General features: G+C 73.0%; 14 protein-coding genes and 1 pseudogene. 1 reads left to right on the top strand and 14 read right to left on the bottom strand.

Annotated elements, in window-relative coordinates; genetic code table 11:
• Nucleotides 1-79 precede the first annotated feature (79 nt).
• The 13 genes and pseudogenes from V7E46_RS01500 to V7E46_RS01440 form a co-directional block, all read right to left on the bottom strand.
• Nucleotides 80-1422, bottom strand: a pseudogene (locus V7E46_RS01500) (vWA domain-containing protein).
• 54 nt (nt 1423-1476) lie between these two features.
• Nucleotides 1477-2733 carry a PP2C family serine/threonine-protein phosphatase gene (locus tag V7E46_RS01495; protein WP_333766684.1) on the bottom strand — a complete coding sequence of 419 codons (1257 nt, stop codon included), beginning with the start codon at nt 2731-2733 and terminating at the stop codon, nt 1477-1479.
• Nucleotides 2734-2737: 4 nt separating this feature from the next.
• A complete protein-coding gene (locus V7E46_RS01490; protein WP_333766729.1) occupies nt 2738-5320 on the bottom strand; it encodes a serine/threonine-protein kinase in 2583 nt (860 codons plus the stop codon).
• Nucleotides 5321-5532: 212 nt separating this feature from the next.
• Entirely contained in the window at nt 5533-6813 is a 1281-nt protein-coding gene (locus V7E46_RS01485) for a hypothetical protein (RefSeq protein WP_333766683.1), read from the bottom strand.
• Between the two features lie 29 nt (nt 6814-6842).
• The gene (locus V7E46_RS01480) at nt 6843-7805 is read right to left on the bottom strand and encodes a glutamate ABC transporter substrate-binding protein (protein WP_333766682.1); all 963 of its coding nucleotides are present in this window, start codon (nt 7803-7805) and stop codon (nt 6843-6845) included.
• A 56-nt stretch (nt 7806-7861) separates the two neighbouring features.
• Nucleotides 7862-9313, bottom strand: coding sequence for a hypothetical protein (locus V7E46_RS01475; protein WP_333766681.1), 1452 nt, complete (start codon nt 9311-9313; stop codon nt 7862-7864).
• Nucleotides 9314-9612: 299 nt separating this feature from the next.
• Nucleotides 9613-10596, bottom strand: a complete 984-nt coding sequence (locus V7E46_RS01470) for an N-acetylglucosamine kinase (RefSeq protein WP_333766680.1) — start codon at nt 10594-10596, stop codon at nt 9613-9615.
• A gap of 59 nt (nt 10597-10655) precedes the next feature.
• Nucleotides 10656-11933, bottom strand: coding sequence for a 6-phospho-beta-glucosidase (locus V7E46_RS01465; protein WP_333766679.1), 1278 nt, complete (start codon nt 11931-11933; stop codon nt 10656-10658).
• Nucleotides 11930-12835: a carbohydrate ABC transporter permease gene (locus V7E46_RS01460; RefSeq protein ID WP_333766678.1), complete on the bottom strand. Its 906-nt coding sequence runs from the start codon at nt 12833-12835 to the stop codon at nt 11930-11932. The genes V7E46_RS01465 and V7E46_RS01460 overlap by 4 nt, the downstream gene beginning before the upstream one ends.
• 3 nt (nt 12836-12838) lie before the next feature.
• Nucleotides 12839-13789 carry a carbohydrate ABC transporter permease gene (locus tag V7E46_RS01455; RefSeq protein WP_329178869.1) on the bottom strand — a complete coding sequence of 317 codons (951 nt, stop codon included), beginning with the start codon at nt 13787-13789 and terminating at the stop codon, nt 12839-12841.
• Nucleotides 13789-15111 (bottom strand): extracellular solute-binding protein, encoded by a 1323-nt coding sequence (locus V7E46_RS01450; protein ID WP_333766677.1) that lies wholly within the window; start codon nt 15109-15111, stop codon nt 13789-13791. Before V7E46_RS01450 ends, V7E46_RS01455 begins: the two co-directional genes overlap by 1 nt.
• 148 nt (nt 15112-15259) lie before the next feature.
• A complete protein-coding gene (locus tag V7E46_RS01445) occupies nt 15260-16486 on the bottom strand; it encodes an ROK family transcriptional regulator (RefSeq protein ID WP_333766675.1) in 1227 nt (408 codons plus the stop codon).
• Between the two features lie 168 nt (nt 16487-16654).
• Nucleotides 16655-17659, bottom strand: coding sequence for a mechanosensitive ion channel family protein (locus tag V7E46_RS01440; RefSeq protein WP_443053940.1), 1005 nt, complete (start codon nt 17657-17659; stop codon nt 16655-16657).
• Between the two features lie 300 nt (nt 17660-17959).
• Here V7E46_RS01440 and V7E46_RS01435 point away from each other — a divergent pair, with 300 nt between their 5' ends.
• Nucleotides 17960-18496, top strand: coding sequence for an HNH endonuclease (locus V7E46_RS01435; RefSeq protein WP_329178876.1), 537 nt, complete (start codon nt 17960-17962; stop codon nt 18494-18496).
• 51 nt (nt 18497-18547) lie between these two features.
• Here V7E46_RS01435 and V7E46_RS01430 read toward each other — a convergent pair.
• Nucleotides 18548-21825, bottom strand: a 3278-nt coding sequence (locus tag V7E46_RS01430; RefSeq protein ID WP_333766673.1) for a beta-N-acetylglucosaminidase domain-containing protein, incomplete at its 5' end; no start/stop codon positions are given.

Below are 21825 nucleotides of genomic sequence, written 5' to 3'. Positions count from 1 at the left end.
CCCCCTCCGCCCCCCGGGGCGGATCCACAGGTTGTGCGCGAAGCTGCGGTGTGACGCCGCCCGCCGGCGTCCCCCTGCGCTATTTCTTCACCCGCACGGTCACCTTCGACCGCGTCTCCAGGGTCATCTCGTCGGCGTCCGCGACCCGGGCCTTGAGTCGCACAGTACCGCTCGCCGCGTCGACGACGTCGACCACCTTCGCCAGCAGTTTCGCCGTGTCCGCGTTGCCCGACGCGCTGGCCAGCTGTACCGCGCGGCCCAGCTTGGCCGTCGCGCCGCCCACGTCACCGGACTTGCGGGCCTCAAGGCCCTGCTGGATGACCTGGGCCAGCTCCGCCTGTCCCGTGTAGTGCGCGACCTGCGGGCTTATCCGGGTGGACTCCGCCAGGTCGTCGGTCCACAGCGCCCGCACCAGGCCCTGCGCCAGCACCTGGGGGGCGCCGTCGGGCTGGGGCAGCACCAGCGACAGCCGGGCGGCCAGCATCTCCTGGCCGATGCCCGCGTTCGGCACCCGCACGCACACGTGGTAGTCGCGGGACTCGTCGCCCCACGACCCGGTCGGGTAGTCGCCGGCCCGCGGCCCCGCCTCGCCGCGGCGGGCCGTCAGGTCCTCCACGGTCGGCGCGACCTGCTTGACGAAGACGATCTCGGCGTCCTGCGGGGTCCACAGCCGCAGGCTGACGTCCGCGACCTCCTTGCCCATGGTCTTCTCCATCATCGCCTGGAAGTCGACGGCCAGGCCGGCCGGATCGGCGACGATGTCCACCGAGCCGAGCAGCGCGGAGGCGATCGCGGTCACCTCCTTGACCTCCCAGTCGGTGCCGACACCGCGCGCGTCACACGTGAAGCGGCCCGCGCACGCGTCGAGCGCGGACCGCAGGTCCTCCGGCTTCTCGTGCTCGTTGCGGCCGTCGGTCAGGAGAATGCCGTGGCGTATTGCCGCGCTGCTCGACGACAGGAGCTTGTCGGCCAGCCGCAGCCAGGTGCCGATCGCGGTGCCGCCGCCCGCGGCGAGCCGGCGCAGCGCCTGCTTGGCCTGGGCGCGGGTGGATGGATCGGCCACCCCAGGCCGCCGTTGGCCGGGTAGATCTCGCGCGCCACATGGGTGCCGGCGATCACGGCGAAGGAGACGCCGTCGCGTAGGGCGTCGATCGCGACCGCCGTCGCATCGCGCGCGTTGCGCATCTTCGTCGGCGGATACTCCATCGACCCCGAGCAGTCGACCATGAGCACCACGCCCGCGTTCGGCGTGGCCCGCGCGCCGGTCGCGGAGCCGGACAGCGGGTGGCCGCCGGTGGTGCCGCCGCCGGTCGAGGTGACCGTCACCACGGCGTTGACCTCGCGGCCGCCCTCCGGCAGGTACTCGTTCTGGTAGACGTCGACCGAGAACTGCGGCACGTTCGGTTTCGAGAGAATGGCCATCGCTTCCTGCACTCCTTAAAGCCCGTTCACAGCCCCGCCCAGCTTGTCCGGAAGCTACGCGGGTGGGAATCCTGCCCGTGGCACGGCGGCCGGGAACGGCAGCACCGCGACCGTTACGTTGTCGTGGCCGCCGCCGTCCAGTGCGACGCCCAGCAAAGTGCGCGCACTGTGCAGCGGGCGGCTGCGTGCGTCGGCCGGGATCGCCTCGGCCATCTCGGCGGCCGACTCGGCGTAGTTCCACAGCCCGTCGGTGCACACCACGATCACCCCGGGGCCCTCCGGCTGGAAGGCGGCCACATGCGGGTCCACCTCGACCGCGTCGGCGCCCAGCCAGCCCGTGATCGCGTGCGCGCGCTCGTCGGCGTAGGCCTCGGCCTCCGTCATCAGGCCCGCCGCGACCATCCTGGCCGCCCACGAGTCGTCCTCGGTCAGCCGGGAGGAGGGCAGCGTACGGTCGTCGGGGACCCAGTACGCGCGGCTGTCGCCGATCCAGCCCACCGTGAAGACCGCTCCGGTCACGACCGCGCTGACGCAGGTGCAGGCCGGAGCGTTGTGGTGCGGGGCGGTGCCCGGCGGCTCCTCCTCCTCGGCGAGCGCGGACACCGCCTCGAAGGCCGACATCAGGGCGCCGCGCATCGCGTCCTCGACCGGGGTGCCGCGCTCCAGGGCGCCGAGCAGCGACTCGCGGCCCGCGGCCGACGCGGCAGCCGAGGCGTCGTCGGGGCGGTAGGCGGTGGACACGCCGTCGCACACCACCGCGGCCACCGCCGCCGTGCCGTCCGGCAGCGAGGCGGTGGCCAGCGCGAAGGCGTCCTCGTTGCGGTGGTGCCGCAGCCCGCGGTCGCTCACCGCGGCCACGCCCTCCAACTCCTGCTCCTGGTGGTCGCGCTGGCGCGGCTGGGCGTGCCCGCAGTGCTCGCAGTAGCCGTCGTCGTCCACTCCGCCGAGGCCGCACGCCACGCACACCGGACCCTCCGCCGTCTGCTTCTCGCGCGGGCCGGCCGGCCGTGAGCCGGGCACCGTGACGCCGAGCGCGAGGGTGGCGCCGTCGGCCGCCGGGACGTGCGCGGGCTTCGGCGGGGCGAGCACGAAGGCGTCGGTCGCCGGCACGTCCGGGGAGTCGCCGTCCGGGCCGCCCGCGGGGCCGCCGGCACGGCTGCCGGGCACTGCGGCGGCCGGCGCCGGGGCGGTCAGGTCGAGGCCGCAGTGCCCGCAGTAGCGGTCGTCCGCGTCGAGCGGATCCGCGCAGTTGGGGCAGAGCGGAGGCGTGACGGACTGCGCCGCCCGCGCCGATTCGGGGAGTGGTGGCATCTGGTTACACCCACGTCCTGGGGCGGAAGCGGTTGGCGCGTTCCACCAGTTCGATCCTCGTACTGCCCTGCTGGGCGAGCCTGGCAAGGACCCGGTACGAGCGTTCGAGGCCGAACCGCAGGCCCCGCTCGGTCATGTCGGCGCCCAGTACGGCCGGCGCGCCGGACGCCGACGACGGTACGCCCGCGGGCACCGCCGTGTGCTCCCCGACACGGCCCGCGAGCACCCAGTCGAGTGCGCTGCCCAGTACCTCGGTGGCCAGCTGCTCGCGCCGGTCGGAGTCCAGGCCCTGCCGTTGCAGCGCCTCCACCTGGAGCCCCGCGGCCCGCAGATCGGGCAGCAGCGGCTCGTGCGGCGAGCGGTCCCGCAGCCGGGCCCTGACCGCGGCGACCCGCGCCGCGGTGTAGTGGATGGACGACTCGGGCACCGACTCCAGCGCGGCCACCGCGCCCGCCCGGTCGCCGGACGCCAGCAGCACCCGGGCCAGGCCGAAGGCGGCGCTGACGTAGCTGTGGTCGGTGATCCACACCAGGCGGTAATACTCCGCGGCGTTGTCGAGCTGCCGCAGCACCTCGGCGCACACCGCCAGCGCCAGCTTGGGCGCGGGCTCGCCGGGGAAGGCGTCGTAGACCGCGTCGAAGCTCAGCGCGGCGGTCTCCTGGTCGCCGGTGCACAGCGCCGCCAGGCCGCGGTGCCACACCACCCGCCAGTCCGCGTTGTCGTCCGGGTGGGCGAGCGAGCCCAGCACCTGGTGGGCGCCGTGGCTGTCGCCGAGTTCGAGCCGGGCACGGACCTCGCGCAGCCGCCGCTCGACCGAGTCGGTCGTCGCCGACCGCAGGGCGGCGACCAGTTCGCCGGGGGCGGCGGCGGAAAGTCCCGCCAGGAAGCCCGCGTTGGGGTCGCCGGGGTCGACATGCGGCACCGGGAGCGCCAGGACGGCCGCGGTGGTGTCGAGCCGGGCGACCAGCGGCAGGGAGGGTCCCCAGGCGGGGGCAGTCGCCGCAGGACCGCCCGGCAGCTGTGCGGGGAGCGCGCCCGGCGGCAGTCCCGCGGCGCCTGCCGCGCCTCCCGGGCCGATCGCCCCGCCTTGCGCCGCCGTTCTCGGCCCGGCCTTGTCACGGCGTCTCGCCGCCTTCTCCAGCGCCCGGTCCGCGCCGAGTGCCGAGGTGTCACCGGCGACCGCGCGGACCAGCTCGGTGTCCACCACCCGCAGCTCCGGGCCGAACAGCGTGGACAGGGCGGGCCGCTGCACCCCGCTCTCCAGGGCGACGATCTCCCGCAGCACCCCGAGCAGCTGGTCGGACATCTCCTCGGCGGAGCCGAAGCGCTCGGTGGGGTCGGGGTCGGTGGCCCGCACCAGCAGCCGGTAGAAGGACTCGTAGCGGGTGAAGACGTCGATGTTGCCCGGGTCGGGCAGGCTGTCGACGAAGACGTTGGTGTAGCCCTGGAAGTCGAAGGTCAGCACCGCCAGGGTGCGGGCCACGGTGTACAGGTCGGAGGCGACCGAGGGGCCGACCTCGGCGACCTCGGGCGCCTGGTAGCCGACCGTGCCGTAGATCGCCGACTCCTCGTCGTCCATCCGGCGGACCGCGCCCATGTCGATGAGCTCCAGCCGGTCCTCGGTCTGGATGGCGTTGTCGACCTTGAAGTCGCAGTAGAGCAGATTGCGGCTGTGCAGGTGGCCCAGCGCCTCCAAGGCCTCGATGGCGAAGGCGATGGCCTGCGCGACCGGCAGCGGGGCGCGCCTGCCGTCGGGGGCGCGGCGCTCGTTGGCGATCTCCTTGAGCGACTTGCCGCCGACGTAGGCCATCACGATGTAGCCGTCGAGGGTGCCGGTGCGCTGGTCCAGGTGCTCGACGAAGTTGTAGATCCGGACGATGTTGGGGTGCTCGATCTCGGCCAGGAAGCGCCGCTCGGAGACCGCCGCGGCCAGCGCGTCCTCGTCCCCGGTGTCCAGCAGGCCCTTGAGCACCACCCAGCGGTCCGACACCGCGCGGTCCACGGCCAGGTAGATCCAGCCGAGCCCGCCGTGCGCCAGGCAGCCCACCACGTGGTACTGCCCGTGCACCACGTCGCCGGGCCGCAGCTTGGGCGTGAAGGAGTACGGGTGCCCGCACTTGGTGCAGAAGCCCTCCGTACGCCCCGGCCGGTCGCCGCGGCTGCGGCCCACCGGCGCCCCGCAGTCGCCCTTGCTGCAGTAGCGCTTGCGCTCGGGCACCTCGGGATTGGCCAGGACCGCCGCGGCCGGGTCGGGCCGCGGCACGGTGGGGACGCTGACCAGGCCGGCGCCGAGCTTGCCGCGCCCCGACCCGGCGGAGCCGCTGCGGCTGCTGCGCACCGACACCGAGCGGCCGGAGCCGGCACCCGTCAGCGACTGCGACAGCCGGCCGGACACCGACCGCTTGGAGGCCGAGGAGGACTTCGCGGACCGCGAGGAGGCGGTCGAGGTGGACGTACGCCCGGAGTCGCCGCCAGGAGCCCGCGGCGCGGCAGCGGCGGACGGTACGGAACGGGGCGCGGCGGGCGGCGCCGCGGCCGGCAGCGGCGCGAGACCGCAGGTGCCGCAGTACAGCTCGCCGCCGCCCATGTCCTCCAAGGTCCCGCCGCAACCGGGCCGTTGGCACTTGCTCACAGTGTCCCCCTCAGCCTTTCCCCTGGTGTGCCACCGCCGCCGGACCCCGGACCGGCGCCATCGCGCAGCCGCTGCCGGCCCCGCCCGTACCGGCTACGACGGTCGTACCGTACGCGACGGTTGCGCGTCGCGCGGGAACGTGCCGGGACGTCCCCGCCCACCCCGGATCACCGCCGGTCCTGCGGCGGGCGCTGCGCGCCGGCCTCGGTTACCGCCTGCTGGTAGCGCTGCACGGTCCGCTCGGCCGCGGCCAGGTCGCAGGGCGCGCTCCACAGCAGCCGCCGCGCCTGGTCGTAGCGCTCGATCAGCAGCGGATCCTCGGCCATGCCGAGCCTGGCCACCTTCGCGCGGTAGGCGTCCAGCCGGCCGCGCAGCTCGGCCCGCACCGCCAGCGGCGCGGTCACCGCCGTCAGCGACTCCCTGGCCCGCAGCAGCTCCTCGTCGGCGCGCTCCTCCAGGCTGTCCAGCAGCGGCGAGAGCCGGTGCCATTGCGCGGACCTGGTGAACTGCTCGGCCGCCGCCAGCTGTTCGTGCAGCGCGGACGCCGGGCCGCTGACGGCGGGCACGTCGGAGGCGAGGATCTTCGACAGCACCTCCATCCGGGCGCTGCGCGCCTCGGTCAGGGTGCGGTCCGCGCGGGACAGCACGTCGCGCAGCCGCCCGAGCCGGTGCTCGGCGTCGTCCCTGACGTGCAGCACCGCCTCGACCTCGCGGCGGATGTCGTCCAGCCGCCGCCCGGCCTGCTCGTAGCGCGCGGTGTCGGGGCGGCCGGGGGCGGGTCCGGCCCGCCAGAAGGCCAGCGGGTCGGACACGCTCTGGGCGCGCAGTTCGGTCAGCTCCGCGATGAGCGACTCCAGGTCGTCGCCCGAGGGGTGCGCCCCGGGGCGCACCCCCACCGAGTGCGCGAGCGAGCGCACCCGCTGGGTCTCGGCGGCCAGCAGGTCTATCCGGGCCGGCAGCGCCGACCATACGGAGTCGGCCGCGGCCACGGTCTCCATCGCCTGGTCGTACCACGCGTTCATCCGGGCGAGCAGCCGGTCCAGGCTGAGCTGTTCCGTCAGCCTGGCCGGTCCGGTCAGCGAGCGGGCGGCGTCCGGCACGGCGGCGCCGGTCACGCTGATGCCGTCGCCGCTCAGCAGTTCGGTCAGCCGCCGCAGCTCGGTCTGGGTGGGCCAGCGGCGGCGCGAGCGCAGCTCCCGGGCGGAGTTCAGGGCCTCGGTGTACGCCTCGAAGTGCGTCCACAGCGCGGTGATCGCCGCGTCGGTCTCGGCCCACCGCTCCTTGGTGACGCCGGTCAGCTCCGCACCCTCCAGCAGCCGCCGGCCGGAGTGGTCCTGGAGCGAGAGCAGCGAGGACTCGATCGCCTCGTGCTCGGTGGCGAGCCGCGCCAGGGCACGGTCGACGTCCTCCCGTCCCATCACCGGCCCCGATGGTCCAGCGACCGCCATGACGCCCTCTCTTCCCACCTGCCCGGGACCTATTTGTACAACGGCGCGGGCGGCTTGATGCCCGGCAGATCCTGCGCCAGCCAGTGGTTGTACGACGCCGTCCACGAACCGTCGGCGCGATAGGTGTTGAGTACCTGGTTGACCCGCCGCACCAGGTCGGTGTCGGCCAGGTTCATGGCCACACCGTACGGCTCCTCGGTGACGGTCCTGCCCACCAGGTGCACGGTCGGGTCCTGGGCGGCCTGTCCGGCGCCGAGGGCGTTGTCGGTGAAGACCGCGTCGGCGAGGCCGAGTTGCAGCTGCACCAGGCAGTCCAGCTGATTGGCGACCCGCATCACCGTGGCGCCGTGGGCGCCCGCCTTGAGCTTGTCGTCACCCGTCGAACCGGTCGCGGTGCAGACGGTCTTGTTCCTGAGGGAGTCGTTGAAGCCGGTGATCGAGGAATTGTCCGAGGTCAGGATCTGCTGTCCGGCGGTGAAGTAGGCCGTGGAGAACGCGACGTCCTTGATCCGCTCGCAGTTGATGGTCATCGTGCGGACCACCATGTCGACCGTGCCCTTCTGGATCGCGCTGATCCGGTCGACGGTCGGCACCGTCAGGTACTGCACGGCGTTCTCGTCGCCCAGGATGTCCTTGGCCACGGCCTTGACGATGTCGATGTCGAAACCGGCGAAGTCGCCGGTGGCCGGGTCGCGGAAGCCCCACAGGAAGCTGTTCTGGTCCACGCCGACCCGCAGCTTGCCCCGCGCCTTGATCCGGGCCACCGCGGCGCCCGAGGTGCTTCCCAGCGCCGGGTTGAGGCTGCGCTCCGGCCGGCTGCACGTCTCGGTGTCCTGCGTGGCCGCGTAGTGCGCCCTGGTCACCTGTCCGGGGTCCGCCGCGGCCACGGAGGCCGGGTCGTCCCGCAGCGGCACGAGGGCGCCGAGGACGGCCAGTGCGCAGGCCACCGCCATGCCCGCGACTCCGCCCCAGCCACGCCGGTATCCGCTCACCGTCCGTCTCCCTCCCGCTCGCGCCGCGCCCCCGCGCGATGTCGCGCGCATCCCGGTCACCGGTATTCCGACAGCCGGCGGCCGATGCCCAGCGCCGCGCCCGCCGCGGCCAGCACCGCGAGCACCGCCGCGCCGGCCGGCAGCAGCGACAGGGCGTCGCGGCCGTTGTCCGCGGCGTGCTGGAAGTCCTTCTGCTCCTGCACGACCGCCTGCTGGAGGCTCTTGTCGACCGCGTCGAAGCAGGAACCGGTCGTCTGGTCCACCGTCTTGCCGCTGCTGTCCTTGCCGCCGATGACCGCGGCGACGGCCGTGGTGTAGTCGCCGCTGTTGTCGCTGGCCCGCTCCGCGGTGTGCCGGGCCCGCCAGGTCTGCACGCCCTTGACGGCTGCGTCGACCGGGTCGCGGCCCGCCGAGTCGTCGGCCAATTGCAGCGCCTGCGCCAGTTCGCCGCCGACGCCCTTGGGGTCCTTGCCCGCGAGCAGCTCCATGCCGTTGCCGAACTTGTCCTCGTAGTCCTGGCCGGAACCGCGGGCCACCAGCGTCAGGTTCTCGTCGCCGCGGGCCTGGAGCACGCTGATCCGCGCGTTGTTGAGCACCTGCATGGAGCGGGCGCCGTGCGCGTAGGAGTGTTCGAGCTGGTTGCGCGCCAGCGTGTGGCCGGCCACCAGCCACAGCAGCACCACCGCGGACGCGGCGCTGGCCGCGAGCATGCCGTGGTTGAACACCCGGTTGGTACGCCGGTAGTGGCGGCGCTGCGCCCACAGCAGGGCGCCCAGCGCGACCACGCCCAGTCCCCAGGAGACGTACGGCAGCGCCTTGGCGTTGCTGTAGTCGTGGCCGAGGCGGTCGGTCTCGATCTGGTAGAGCTGGTCGGCCGCCGACAGCAGACCGCCGTCCTTGCGCATCTGGCTGTTGGCGTACCGCAGATACGCGCCGCCGACCGGCAGGCCCTGCCGGTTGTTGTTCTGCGCGGAGGTGACCAGCTCGATGTACTGCGGCAGCTGCCGGTTGAGCGAGGCTATCTGGGCGCGGGCCTGCGGGGAGCCCTCGCTGTTGGCCGCGGCCTCGGCGATCAGCCGGGCGGCGGTGGTGATGTCGTTCTCGTAGCGCTGGGAGACCTTCGCCGGCTGCTGGCCGCCGACCAGGAAGCCGCCGGTGACGGTGGCGTCGGCGTCGGCGAGCGAGCGGTAGATCTCGGCGGCGGTCGCGCTGAGCGGCGCACTGTGCTTGACGACGTTGTCCGCCGCGGCCGAACGGTCTGTGACCTGCCACGCGGTGACCGCGCCGAAGGCCACCACCAGCAGCGCGAGCGTGGCGCCGATGATCCGCAGCCGGCCCGGTTCCGTGGTGGCCGAGCCCCGCAGCCGGGCGGCGGAATCCGACCAGGCGCGCCGCCTGCCGGGGCCGGGAGGGCCGGACGGCGGTGCGGGCGCGGTGCCGCGCGGCGCGGGCACTCCCGCGCCCCCGCGCACGTCAGGGACCGCGCTCCCCGTCGGCGTGTGCGTCACATACCCTCCCCCGAGTCCGACTTGCCGCTTGTGCGGAAGTCACCCTGTCAGGCAGCAGTATGGCCGCAGCCGATGCCATACCTCCAGCGATCATGTGAAGTGACCGCTCACTACCCGCCCCCGACTGACCACACGCACCACGTACGGGTTCGGTTCCCGGTGCCGCCGCGGGGGATCGCTCCCGGCGGCGGCACACGGGTGACGCACCGCGTTACCCGGCCCGCCGCCGGGCCGTCCCGGCCGGTCCCAGACGGCCCGGCGACACAATGGGCGGCGCCGCGGCAGCCGGCGGCGGGCGCTCAGCCGTAGTGCGCCCGCAGCCTGGCGTGCGCCTGCGGCGGCGCGGCCAGCTGGTCGAGGCCCAGCAGGGCCGCGCCCAGCACCGGCGGCGCGGTCACCACCCTGGTCCGCGCCTTGGGCGCGCGGGCGGTGAGCCGTTCCGTCAGGGTGTCCATCAGGTACGGGTTGCGGGCCGTCATCACCCCGCCGCCGAGCACCACATCGGCCTCCTCGTCGAGCAGTTCGAGGCGGCCGAGCGCCACCACGGCCAGGGCCGCGATCTCCTCGGCCTGCCGGGCGAGGATCGTCCTGGCCACCGGGTCACCGGCGTCCGAGGTCGCGAAGAGCACCGGCGTCAGCTCGTACTTCCGCTCGGCCGGCAGCGTCTCCAGGTGCAGCGCCTCGATCAGCGCGTACATCGAGCCGAGCCCGAAGTGCGCCGGCAGCGTACGGGCCAGGGCGGTGGGCCCGCCACGGCCGTCCTCGGCCCTGGCGGCGTACCACAGCGCCTCGTCGGCCAGCCCTGAGCCGCCGCCCCAGTCCCCGGAGATCTTGCCTATCGCCGGGAATCTGGCGGTGCGTCCGTCCGGCAGCATGCCGACGCAGTTGATGCCCGCGCCGCACACCACCGCCACGCCCCGCGGCTCGTCGACACCGGCCCGCAGGATCGCGAAGGTGTCGTTGGCGACCCGGGTGGTGTGCGCCCAGCCGCGGCCGTGGATGGCCACCTCCAGGCGCTGCTCCTCGACGGGCAGGTCCGCGTTGGCCAGACACGCCGAGGTGTACGCGGCCAGCGGCCTGCCGCCGTCGGGGCCACCCTGCCGCACGTCGAGCCCCGCGTCCTCCGCCGCCCGTGCGACGATCTCGGCCACCGCCGCCACGGCGGGGCCGACACCGACCACCGGCGGCTGGAAGCCGCCGCCGCGGGCGGCGCCGAGCACCCGTCCGTCGGCGGCGACGAGCGCCACGTCGGTCTTGCTGTTGCCCGCGTCGATGGCGAGCACGCCACCGGGGACGAGCGGCGGCTGGGGGAGCCTCCCCTGCCGAGGGCCCGGGGGGTTGGTCAGGCCCACGCGAAGTGCTCCCGGTTGTGCGCGATGAGACGGTCGGTCAGCTGCTCGGCCAGGTCGTACTGCCCGATCAGCGGATGGGCGAGCAGCGCGGTGAAGACCCGGTCCCTGCCGCCGCGCAGCGCGGCGTCGAGTGCCAGGTCCTCGTAGGCCGTCACATTCGCGATCAGCCCGGCGTAGAGCGGCTCGACCGGCGGCACCGGCAGCGGCTCGGCGCCGTCGCCATTGACCACGGCGGGCACCTCGATGACCGCGTCGTCCGGCAGGAAGGGCAGGGTGCCGTTGTTGTACGCGTTGACGACCTGTACGTCGCCTGCCGCGGGAATGTGCGACGCCCGCAGCAGGGACGAGGCGAGCGCCACCGCCGCCTCCGAGTAGAAGGCGCCGCCGCGCTTGGCCAGCAGCGCCGGCTTCTCGTCCAGCGCCGGGTCGCCGTACATCTCCAGCAGTTCCTTCTCCATCGCGGCGACCTGAGAGGCCCGTGAAGGACTGGTCCGCAGCTCGCGCACCACCTCGTCGTGCGCGTAGTAGTAGCGCAGGTAGTACGACGGGACCACGCCGAGCCGGTCGAGGACCGGGCGCGGCAGGTGCAGGTCCGCGGCAATGGCGTCGCCGTGCTCGGCGAGCAGCCTGGGCAGCACGTCCTCGCCGTCGGGCCCGCCGATCCGCACCCCCCGCTCCCAGGTCAGGTGGTTGAGACCGACGTGGTCCAGGTGCACCTGCTCGGGTGCCACGCCGAGCTTCTCGGCGAAGCGGCGCTGGAAGCCGATGGCCACATTGCACAGCCCGACACTCTTGTGCCCGGCCTGGAGCAGCGCCCGGGTGACGATGCCCACCGGATTGGTGAAGTCGATGATCCAGGCGTCCGGCGCGGCTCGCCTGACCCGCTCGGCGATGTCCAGCACCACCGGCACCGTACGCATCGCCTTCGCGAGCCCGCCGGCGCCGGTGGTCTCCTGGCCGATGCAGCCGCATTCCAGCGGCCAGGTCTCGTCCTCGTTGCGCGCGGCCTGTCCGCCGACCCGCAGCTGGAGCAGCACCGCGTCGGCGCCCGCCACCCCCGCCTCCAGGTCGGAGGTGGTGACGATCCGGCCGGGGTGCCCCTGCTTGGCGAAGATCCGCCGGGCCAGCCCGCCGACCAGTTCGAGCCGGTGCGCGTCCGGGTCGATCAGCGCCAGCTCCTCGACGGGCAGGCTGTCGCGCAGCCGCGCGAACCCGTCGATCAGCTCCGGGGTGTACGTGGACCCGCCGCCCACGACTGCCAGTTTCATCCCTTGACTCCCGTCAGGGTCACGCCTTCGATGAAGGCCTTTTGCGCGAAGAAGAAGACCACGATCACCGGCGCCATCACGAGGACGGTCGCGGCCATCGTCAGGTTCCAGTTGGTGTGATGGGCCCCCTTGAAGGACTCCAGGCCGTAACTCAGTGTCCAGGCCGCCGGATTGGAACTGGCATAGATCTGCGGGCCGAAGTAGTCGTTCCAGCAGTAGAAGAACTGGAAGAGCGCGACCGCGGCGATAGCCGGCCGGATCATCGGGACGATCACGGTGACCAGGGTGCGCAGTTCGCCGCAGCCGTCCACCCGGGCCGCCTCGGTGTACTCCTTCGGAATGGTCAGCAGGAACTGGCGCAGCAGGAAGATGGTGAAGGCGTCGCCGAAGGCCATCGGGATGATCAGCGGCCACAAGGTGCCGTCCATACCGAGCTGCTTGGTCCAGAACAGGTACATCGGGATGATGACCACCTGCGGCGGCAGCATCATCGTGGAGATGACCAGCACCATGATCAGGTTACGTCCGCGGAAGCGGAATTTGGCCAGCGCGTACGCCACCGGCAGCGAGGACACCACGGTCAGCACGGTGCCGGACACCGCGTAGACCAGGGTGTTGCGCCACCAGGTGAGGAAGCCCGGGGTGTCCCACACGGTGCGGAAGTTGGACCACTGCCAGGTGTGCGGCCACAGATCCCTGGTGAGGGCCTGGTTGTCGCTCATCACCGCGGTGAGGAAGACGAAGACGAACGGCAGTACGAAGAAGGCGGCGGCGGCCAGGCCGAGCGAGTGCACGGCGATCCAGTGCAGCCGCGCCTTGCGGCGGGCGGTGCGCAGGGCGCGCGGGTCGCCGTGACGGCCGGGCGCGGGTGCGGCCGGGGCGGTCAGTGTTGCTTGGGTCATGGGTCAGTCCTCCGCCGACAGGAAGCCGTTGCGCCGCCGCATGAGCAGTGCGGTGAAGGCCATCGCCAGCACGAAGAGCACCAGGGCGATGACGCACGCGGAGCCGTAGTCGAAGCGCTGGAAGCCGCGTTCGTAGACCAGCTGCGGCAGGGTCAGGGTCGACTTGTCCGGGTAGCCGGGCTCGAACTGCTGGCCCGAGTTGCCGATGATCCCGGAGGCGACCTTTCCCGCCACCAGCGGCTGCGTGTAGTACTGCATGGTCTGGATGACCCCGGTGACCACCGCGAACATCACGATCGGCGAGATGTTCGGCAGCGTCACGTACCGGAACCGCGCCCATGCGCCGGCGCCGTCCAGTTCGGCGGCCTCGTACTGCTCCTTGGGCACGTCGAGCAGCGCGGCCATGAAGATGACCATCAGGTCGCCGATGCCCCACACCGCCAGGATGGTCAGCGCGGGCTTGGACCAGTGCGGGTCGGTGAACCAGCCGGGCGTGGCGATGCCGATGTCGCCCAGGATGTGGTTGACCGGTCCGGTGCCCGGGTTGAGCAGGAAGACGAAGGCCATGGTCGCCGCGACCGGCGGAGCCAGATAGGGCAGGTAGAAGGCGGTGCGGAAGAAGCCGGCGCCGGTCTTGATCTTGGTTATCAGCAGGCCCACGCCGAGGCCGAAGACGACCCGCAGCGTGACCATCACCAGCACCAGCCACAGCGTGTTGCGGAGTGCCGGCCAGAACAGCGGGTAGTCCTTGAAGACGTAGGACCAGTTCTTCGTACCGGTCCAGGTCGGCGGATTCACCCCGTTGTAGTGCATGAACGAGAAGTAGACGGTGGACAGCAGCGGGTAGGCGAAGAAGACGCCGAAGCCGATGATCCAGGGCGACAGGAAGGCGAGGTTGCGCAGCGCCGCCTTGCGGCGCCTGGCCCTCAGCAGGGGGTGGACGGTGGCGCTCATCACTTGGCCTGCGCGATGTCCTTGTCGACCTGCGTGTCGACGCCCTGCAGTCCCGCGGTCAGGTCCTTGGACTTGCCCGACTCGTAGGCGTAGCCGAAGTCCTGCAGCGTCACCTGGTAGGCGCCGCCGTTGACGCTCGGCGGGGTGGTGGTGCTGTTCGGGTTCTGCGCGATGTCGATGAAGGTCTTGAAGCCCGGGTCCTGGTCGAGCTCGGGCGACTTGAGCGCGGCCAGCGTGGACGGCACATTGTGGATCGCGTTGGCGAAGGAGACGACCGCGTCGGTGTCGGTGGTCATGAACTTCACCAGCTCCCAGGCGGCGTTCTTCTTGGTGCTGGTGTTGGCGATGCCGATGATCGTTCCGGTGGTGTAGCCCTTGCCGTAGCTGCCCGCCTGGTCGTCGGGCACCGGGAAGGGCGCCACGGCGAGGTCGTTCATCCCGGCGTCCTTGGCCATGCCGAGCCGCCACTCGCCGTCGATGCCCATCGCGACCTGGCCGGTCTGCAGCGGGTTCTTGGCGCCGAACTCGTCACCGAAGCCGGAGCGGTACTTCTCCAGCTTGGTGAAGCCGCCGAGCGCCTTGACCATGTCCTGCTGCCAGTCGAACATCTTGGCGAAGCCGGGGTCCTTGGCGATCTGCGACTTGCCCGCGCCGTCGAAGTACTGCACGCCCCACTGGGCCGCGAAGTGGCCGGGGGTGGACTCGTAGCCGTGGAAGTCGGGCATGAAGCCGAGCTGCGAGTAGCTGCCGCCCGAGGACTTGGTGAGCTTGACCGCGTCCTGCTTGAACTCGCTGAGCGTCTTCGGCGGTGCGGTGATGCCGGCCGCGGCGAATTCCTTCGTGTTGTAGTACAGCCCGTACGCGTCGCCCAGCAGCGGCAGCGAACAGCGCTTGCCCTCGAACTGGGTGTATTCGAGCATCGGCTTGGGGAAGGTCGCGGCCGGGTCGATGTTCGACTTCTGCAGGAAGGGCGCGAGGTCGGCGAAGGTGCCGGAGGAGCAGAACTGGCCGACGTTGTCCGTGGTGAAGGAGGACACGACGTCGGGGGCCTTGTCGCCGCCGGCCCGCAGCGACTGGTTGATCTTGTCGTCGGTGATGTTGCCCTGCACCTTGACGTGGATGTTGGGGTGCGCCTTCTCGAATCGGGCGACGTTGTCGTTGATCGCCTTCAGCTCGTTCGGCGCGGACCAGCCGTGCCAGAAGGTGACGGTGACGTCCTTGCTGGCGTCGTCGCTCGCCGAGGTGGTGCTCTGGCCGGTGCACGCGCTCGCGAGCAGGGTTATCGCGGCGCTCGCCGCCACGGCGGCTGCTGCCTTCGTCATACGGGACACTGCTCTTTACCTCCGGGTTTACGAGGGTGGGCGAGGGTGTGCGGTGCCGTCGGGACGGCGGGTGGGGTGCCGTTCCGCTGGGCGGTCCGCTCGGGGGGTGACGGGGTGACGGGTCGGGTGACGTCTGCGGGCGGTGCGGTCAGCGCGAGGTGTCGAACACCTCGTCGCGGGTGGTGGCGAGCGCGCTTTCCAGCGCACCGCTCAGGACGGGGTGCATCTCCACGGTGCCGAGCACCAGCCGGGGCCGGGGCACGGCCAGTTCGGCCAGCTCCGACTGGATGAGGGCACGCAGCGGTTCGCCGCCCGCGATGCCGACGTTCCCGGCCAGGACGATCAGTTCCGGGTCGAGCACGGCCACCACGGAGGCCAGGCCCACCGCCATGCCGGTGGCGCAGCGGGCGAGCAGTTCCGCGTAGGGGGCGGCGCCGTCCTGGCCGCCGTCCCGCTGGAAGGCCGCGGCCTTGTCCAGCACTATGGCGGCGGCGTCCGGGAGGGGGGCGTCGGGGATGTCGAGGCCCAGTTCCCGCGCGTGCCGCAGGACGGCGTTGCAGCCGGCCAGCTCCTGGAAGCCGCCGTTGTTGGTCTTCGTGACGTTGCGGACCAGCGGGGTGCCGGGTACCGGCAGGAAGCCGACCTCGCCGGCGCCGCCGGTCCAGCCGCGGTGCAGCCGGCCGCCTATCATCAGCGCGGCGCCGATGCCCTCCTCGTTCCACAGCAGGACGAAGTCGTCGTGGCCGCGGGCCGCGCCGATCCGCTGCTCGGCGACCGCGGCGAGGTTGACGTCGTTGTCGTACTCCAGCGGCATCGGCAGGGCCGCCGCCAGTTCGTCGAGCAGCGCGGGAGAGTGCCAGCCGGGCAGGTGGCTGGCGTAGCGCAGCCGTCCGGTGCTGGGGTCGAACGCGCCAGGTGTGCCGATGACCCCGCGGTGCAGGTCGGAGCGGCTGAGCCCGGCGGCCTTCACCGCGCCGTCCAGGGCCTGTACGACCTGCTCGACAGCGCTTCCGGCCCGGCGGTGCGGGGTGGGCAGCCGGAAGGAGCCGACGGTGCGCCCGGTGATGTCGGCGACCGCGGCCCTGATGCGCTCGGTGGTCACGTCGAGGCCCGCAACGTGGGCGGCGGCCGGGTTGACCGAGTAGAGCTGGGCGTTCGGCCCGGGGCGGCCCGCGGTGGTTCCGGTGGCCAGCACCAGCCCGGCCGCCTCAAGACGGGCCAGCAGTTGCGAGGCGGTGGGCTTGGACAAGCCGGTGAGCTTGCCGATCCGGGTCCGGGACAGGGTGCCGTGTTCCAGCAGGAGGTCGAGCGCGGCGCGGTCGTTCATGGCGCGCAATACGCGCGGCGTACCAGGTGTGCCAGCCATGCGCGCCATCCTCCCTCAGTTCACTGTTAGGAAACTTTCCTATTGGCAAAACGAAAGGTAGGCCCGCCATAAGGGGACCGTCAAGGGGTGCACAAGGCCGTGCGGCCAAGTCGTTATCTACCCGTGGGGGCCGTCCGCAGACGGCCCCCCACGGGGAAGCGGCGATACGTGCCGGGCTCAGTGCTCGTCGGCGGCCGGCGGCGGAACGGACACGGAGCGCTGCGCGGGCGGCGGGCCGTTCTCCTCGGCGCCGTCGGCGACCGGCGCGCCCTCGGCGGCCTCCGCCGCCGGATCGGTCACCGTCGCCGCGGGGCCGCCCCCGGCGATCACGATGCCCTCCCGGTCGAAGGCCCGCTTGATCCGCCAGCGCAGCTCACGCCCGACCGGCGCCGCCTTCCCCGGCATCGTCCTGGCCTGCACCTGGAGCACCACGAAGTCCGAGCCGACCGACTCCAGGCCGAGCATCTGCACCGGCTCCCACAGGAACTCGTCCCACGGGTCTTCCTTGCCCATCTCGTCCGCGGCCTCCACGATCACCGTACGCGCCCGGTCCATGTCCTCGCCGATGCCCACCTGGACGTCCACCACCGCCGTCGCCCAGCCCTGGCTCAGATTGCCGATCCGCTTGACCTCGCCGTTGCGCACGTACCAGATCTCGCCGTTGTCGCCGCGCAGCTTGGTCACCCGCAGGCCCACCTCCACGACCGTGCCCGAGGCCACGCCCGCGTCGATGACGTCGCCGACGCCGTACTGGTCCTCAAGGATCATGAAGACGCCGGACAGGAAGTCCGTCACCAGGTTGCGGGCGCCGAAGCCGATCGCGACCCCGGCCACCCCGGCGCTGGCCAGCAGCGGCGCCAGGTCGATCCGCAGCACCGACAGGACGGTCAGCGCCGCCGTGCCCAGGATGAGGAAGGACGCCACACTCCGCAGTACCGAGCCGATCGCCTCGCTGCGCTGCTTGCGCCGCTCCGCGTTGACCAGCAGCCCGCCGAGCGCGGTTGCGGCCGCGGCCTCCGCGCCCCGGTTCATCCGGTCGATCAGCCGGCTGATGGTGCGCCGCACCATGGTCCGCAGCACGATCGCGATCACCAGGATGAGCACGATCTGAAGTCCGGCGTTCAGCCAGTCGGCCCAGTTGTCGTCCACCCAGCTGCCCGCCTGCGAGGCGGTGTGGGACACGCTGTCGAGCGGTGCGTCGGCGGGGGGCGTCGCGGTGGACACGGGCGGAAACCTCCGGAGTGAACGAAGCCTCCACAGTAACGAAGGACCGATGCTGTTCCGTTGCCCGGTTCGAGGGGCGGAACTCCGCCGGGTGGGGGAGAAAAGCGAAGAGGCGCCTGATGGAGGAGCAGCAGTGTGGTCCAAAACACGCTCGGTCCGTTACCCGGGCATGGTGGCGCGGCGCCCCGCCTTCCGGAGAGACTGACAACAGATCGTCCCGGCGCGAGCCACGTGCCGCCGGCGTTAAAGGAGGCATCCGTGCCGCATGTCCTGGTCCTGAACGCGTCGTACGAGCCGCTCGGCGTCGTACCGCTCCGCCGCGCGCTCATCCTCGTGCTCAACAACAAGGCCGTATGCCTCGAGGAATCCGGCGCCTATCTGCACAGCGAGACGCAGGCGCTGCCCGCGCCCAGTGTCGTGAAACTCACCAAATTCGTCCGCGTCCCTTTTCGCGGCACCGTTCCGCTGACCCGCAGGGCGCTCTTCGCCCGGGACGGCGGCAGGTGCGCCTACTGCGGGGCCGCCGCCACCAGCGTCGACCATGTCATCCCGCGCAGCCGAGGCGGCCAGCACGCCTGGGAAAACGTGGTCGCGGCCTGCAGACGCTGCAACCACGTCAAAGCCGACCGCCATGTCGCGGAGCTGGGCTGGCGGCTGCGCCACCAACCCGCGCCGCCCTCGGGACTCGCCTGGCGGATCATCGGGACCGGCCACCGGGACCCGCGTTGGCTGCCATATCTGCAACCTTTCGGCGCGGATGACGCCCTGGCCCGGATCGACGGCATATCGGCCTGAGACCCGGGCCTTCGTGCGTCTCGGGGTGCCCCGCCCGCTCGTCGGCGCGGGTCACCCCGTGACCGCGTACGCCTCGATGCCGTAGAGCGAGTAGCCGTACGCGGTCGCCCGGCGCACCCCCTGCACCCGGACGTAGGCGGTGCCGCCCGCGCCGTCCAGCCACACCGCCTCGCGCCCGCCGCCGCCGTCCGCCACGGTGGCCGCGGTGTGCCAGGTCACCCCATCGGCCGAGGTCTGCACCTCGTACCGCGCCGCGTAGGCGTCCTGCCAGTGCAGCACCACCTCGCCGACCCGGGCGGGGGCCGCGAGCCGCACCTGCACCCAGGCCGCGTCGTCCACCGGGGAGGACCAGCGGGTCGCCGGGTCGCCGTCGGCCACCGCCGCGGCCGGGAAGTCCGCGGTCTCGTCGCCCGAGGAGGAGGCCGTACCGCCGGGCACCAGATCGGGTCCGCCGGTCGGCAGGTGCGCCCTGACCGTGACCGGCCGCTCCACGGTCCGGCCCGCGATCGTGAAACGCACCGGCACGGTGTAGGTCCCGGGCGCGGTGCCGGCCGGCACCGACACGGTCAGCGGCACCCGTACGGTGCCGCCGCGGCGCAGCGGCAGCGCCGCCGGTGCCCGTACGGCGACCGGGGCGGCACCCGGCTGCACGGCCGGTACCGACGTCGCCACCGCCAGGTCCCGGGGCAGCCCGGACGCCACCGACGCCGTCACCTTCACCGCGGGGCCGCCCGCCGCCACGTCCACCTCGGGCGCGTCCAGCGTCACCCGGGGCGCGTCGGCGAACCACGGCACCACCTCGCACACCCCGCGCCCGTCTGCCAGCCGTACGGCGTCCACCAGCGCTCCGACGTGCAGCTCCGTCCAGTCGCCGCCCAGCACGCCGACCTGCCGCCAGCCGCCGGCCGCGGTGTGCGCCTCGACCGGGACGGGCGCACCGGAGGGCGGCCGGCCCGCGGGGGCCGCCGACGCCACGTCCAGGGCGGCGACGGTGAGCGTGTCCAACTGCCGGGCGCCGCCGAAGTCCACGGTCAGCGGGCCGCTGCCGACCGGTGTCGACAGGTCGCCGTCCACCGCCGCCGACGCCCGGTCGGGGCCGGCCGCGGACATGGCGACGGCGCCGCTCACTGCGACGGCGAACTCCCGTACGGTCACCGCGCCCGGCTGGCCCTCGGCGGCCCGCAGCCGCACCCGGCGGATCTTCGTGCCGGCGGGGAGCCGCGCCTCGATCACCGGCCGGTCGTGGTATTCACCGATACGCCGCCAGCCGCTGCCGTCGTCCGCCGCCGCTTCGAGCACCGCGTCGTGCAGGAAGTCGTCGGAGCCGCTGCCGTCGCCCATCGCGACCCGTACCGAGGTGACCTCCTTCGCCGTGCCCAGGTCCACGCCGAAGGCGTCGTCGGGCTTCGGCGGCGCGTCGCTCGACCAGGCGGTGGAGTCCTTGCCGTCGACCATGGCCGCGGGGTCGGTGCCGCGGCCCGACGCCATCGACGTGGTCGCCGCACGGCCGTCCCCGCCGAGCCCCGCCCACGCGTCGGCGTCGTCCACCGCGCCGGTCAGGAAGTCGTCGAGCACAGGCCCGCCGACCGTCGCCGTGCCGTCGGCGAGCGCCGTACGGTCGCCGTCCAGCGCCTGGCGGGCCCGCCAGGCCGCGGCCCCGTCGCCGCGGGCCTGCGCCGACAGCAGGTCCACCGCCTGCTCACCCGCGCCGCCGTACAGCGACAGCCGGTCCAGCCACGGCCGCACCTCGTCGCCGAAGCCACCGCCCGCCAGAGCGTCGAGGTGGCCGGGCGCGGTGCGCATCACCGTGAAGGCCGCCCGCAGCTGCTTCCCGGCCGCCGCGAGCTGCTGCCCGCCGCCAGGCAGCGCCGCACGGAAGGCGGCGATCAGCGGGCGCAGATACGCCGACTCCTCGCCGCCGAGCGCCGACGACGACTCATTTCCCGCCAGCGCACGCAGCGCGGCCCTGGTCGGCCCGTCAGGTCCCGCCAGGTCGTCGATCGCGGCCCGCCAGGACGCCTGCGGGTCGTAGCCGCGCGGATTCCAGGCGAAGTCCGCGGCGGTGAACAGCGCGATTCGCGACGCGGCGGGCTGCTGCATCGCGCTCGCCAGCAGCCCGGCGGACACCGTCGCCACGGCCGGCTGCCGCCCGGTGTAGGGGCCGAGGAAGAGCCGGTCGGCGGCGAAGTCGTTGACCGGGTAGTTGTCCACGGTCAGCAGCGGGTGCCGCAGTGCGGCATTCGCGGCGGCCACCTGGGCGCCGGTGATCCGCTCGGGCACCACCCCGACACCTGTCCACGCCACCGCGACCCGCGGGTCGAGCGCCTTCGCCAGCGCGGTGCGGTAGTCGGTGGCGCCGTCCTGGTAGAACTCGGTCGGCAGCAGCGACAGTTCGGCGCCGCCGCCGTAACGCTTCGCCAGATACACCGCCGCCGCGTTCGTCACCTTCGCCTGCGCCTTTGCCGCGGCCCGCGCGCCCGTGCCGAAGGTGCGGGCGTCAGCGGAGCAGTGCCACTCGCTGTAGCTCACGTCCTGGAACTGGAACTGGAAGGCGCGGATGCCCAGCGCCCACATCGCGTCCAGCTTGCGCTGGAGCGCGTGTTCGTCGGTGGCCGACGAGAAGCACAGGTTCTGGCCGGGGGCCAGCGCCCACGCCAGCGTGACGTGGTCGGCGGCGGCGCGGGCCGCCAGCGCCCGGAAGTCCGCCCGCTGGGCGGCCGGGTAGGGCTCGCGCCACTGCTCCTGGCGGTACGGGTCGTCGCCCGGGGCGTAGAGGAAGCGGTTCTGCTTGGTCCGCGCCATGAAGTCCAGCTGGGCCAGGCGCTGGGCCTGCGTCCACGGGACGCCGTAGAAGCTCTCCGCGATGCCGCGGACCGGGGCGGCCGGCCAGTCGCGGATGGTGACGGGCGCGAAGCCGGTGTCCTGGCGGCGGGTGGTCGTCAGCTGTCGCAGCGTCTGGGCGGCGTGGAAGAGGCCGTCCGCGCCGGCGCCCTGTAAGGCGACGGTGCCGCTGCTGACGGCGAGGCGGTAGCCGCCCTCGGGCAGGTCGCCGGCGGGCGGGGCGCCGAGCGCCGCGAGGCGGCTGTCGGCGGGGGTGCCGGCGTAGACCGTCAGGCCGGGGGCGGGGCTTGTGCCGGCGCCGGACGGGTTCGCGCGCGTCACGTCGTGGGCGCCCGCGGTGCGGAGGGTCTGCTCGATCACGTCGAGGGCGTACGGGTCGGCCGTCGCGTCGGCGATCAGGGTGACGTGGGGGGTGATGCGGGCGAAGTCGCCCTGGCGGCGGAGGGACTGGGGTTTCGGGTGAACGGTGGGGGTGGTGGCTGTTCGGG

The sequence above is a fragment of the Streptomyces sp. IBSBF 2435 genome (genome assembly GCF_036815005.1).
Classification (GTDB): Bacteria; Actinomycetota; Actinomycetes; order Streptomycetales; family Streptomycetaceae; genus Actinacidiphila.
The sequence above is the reverse complement of the archived record's forward strand: the minus strand, read 5'-3'. Positions and strand labels throughout refer to the sequence as shown.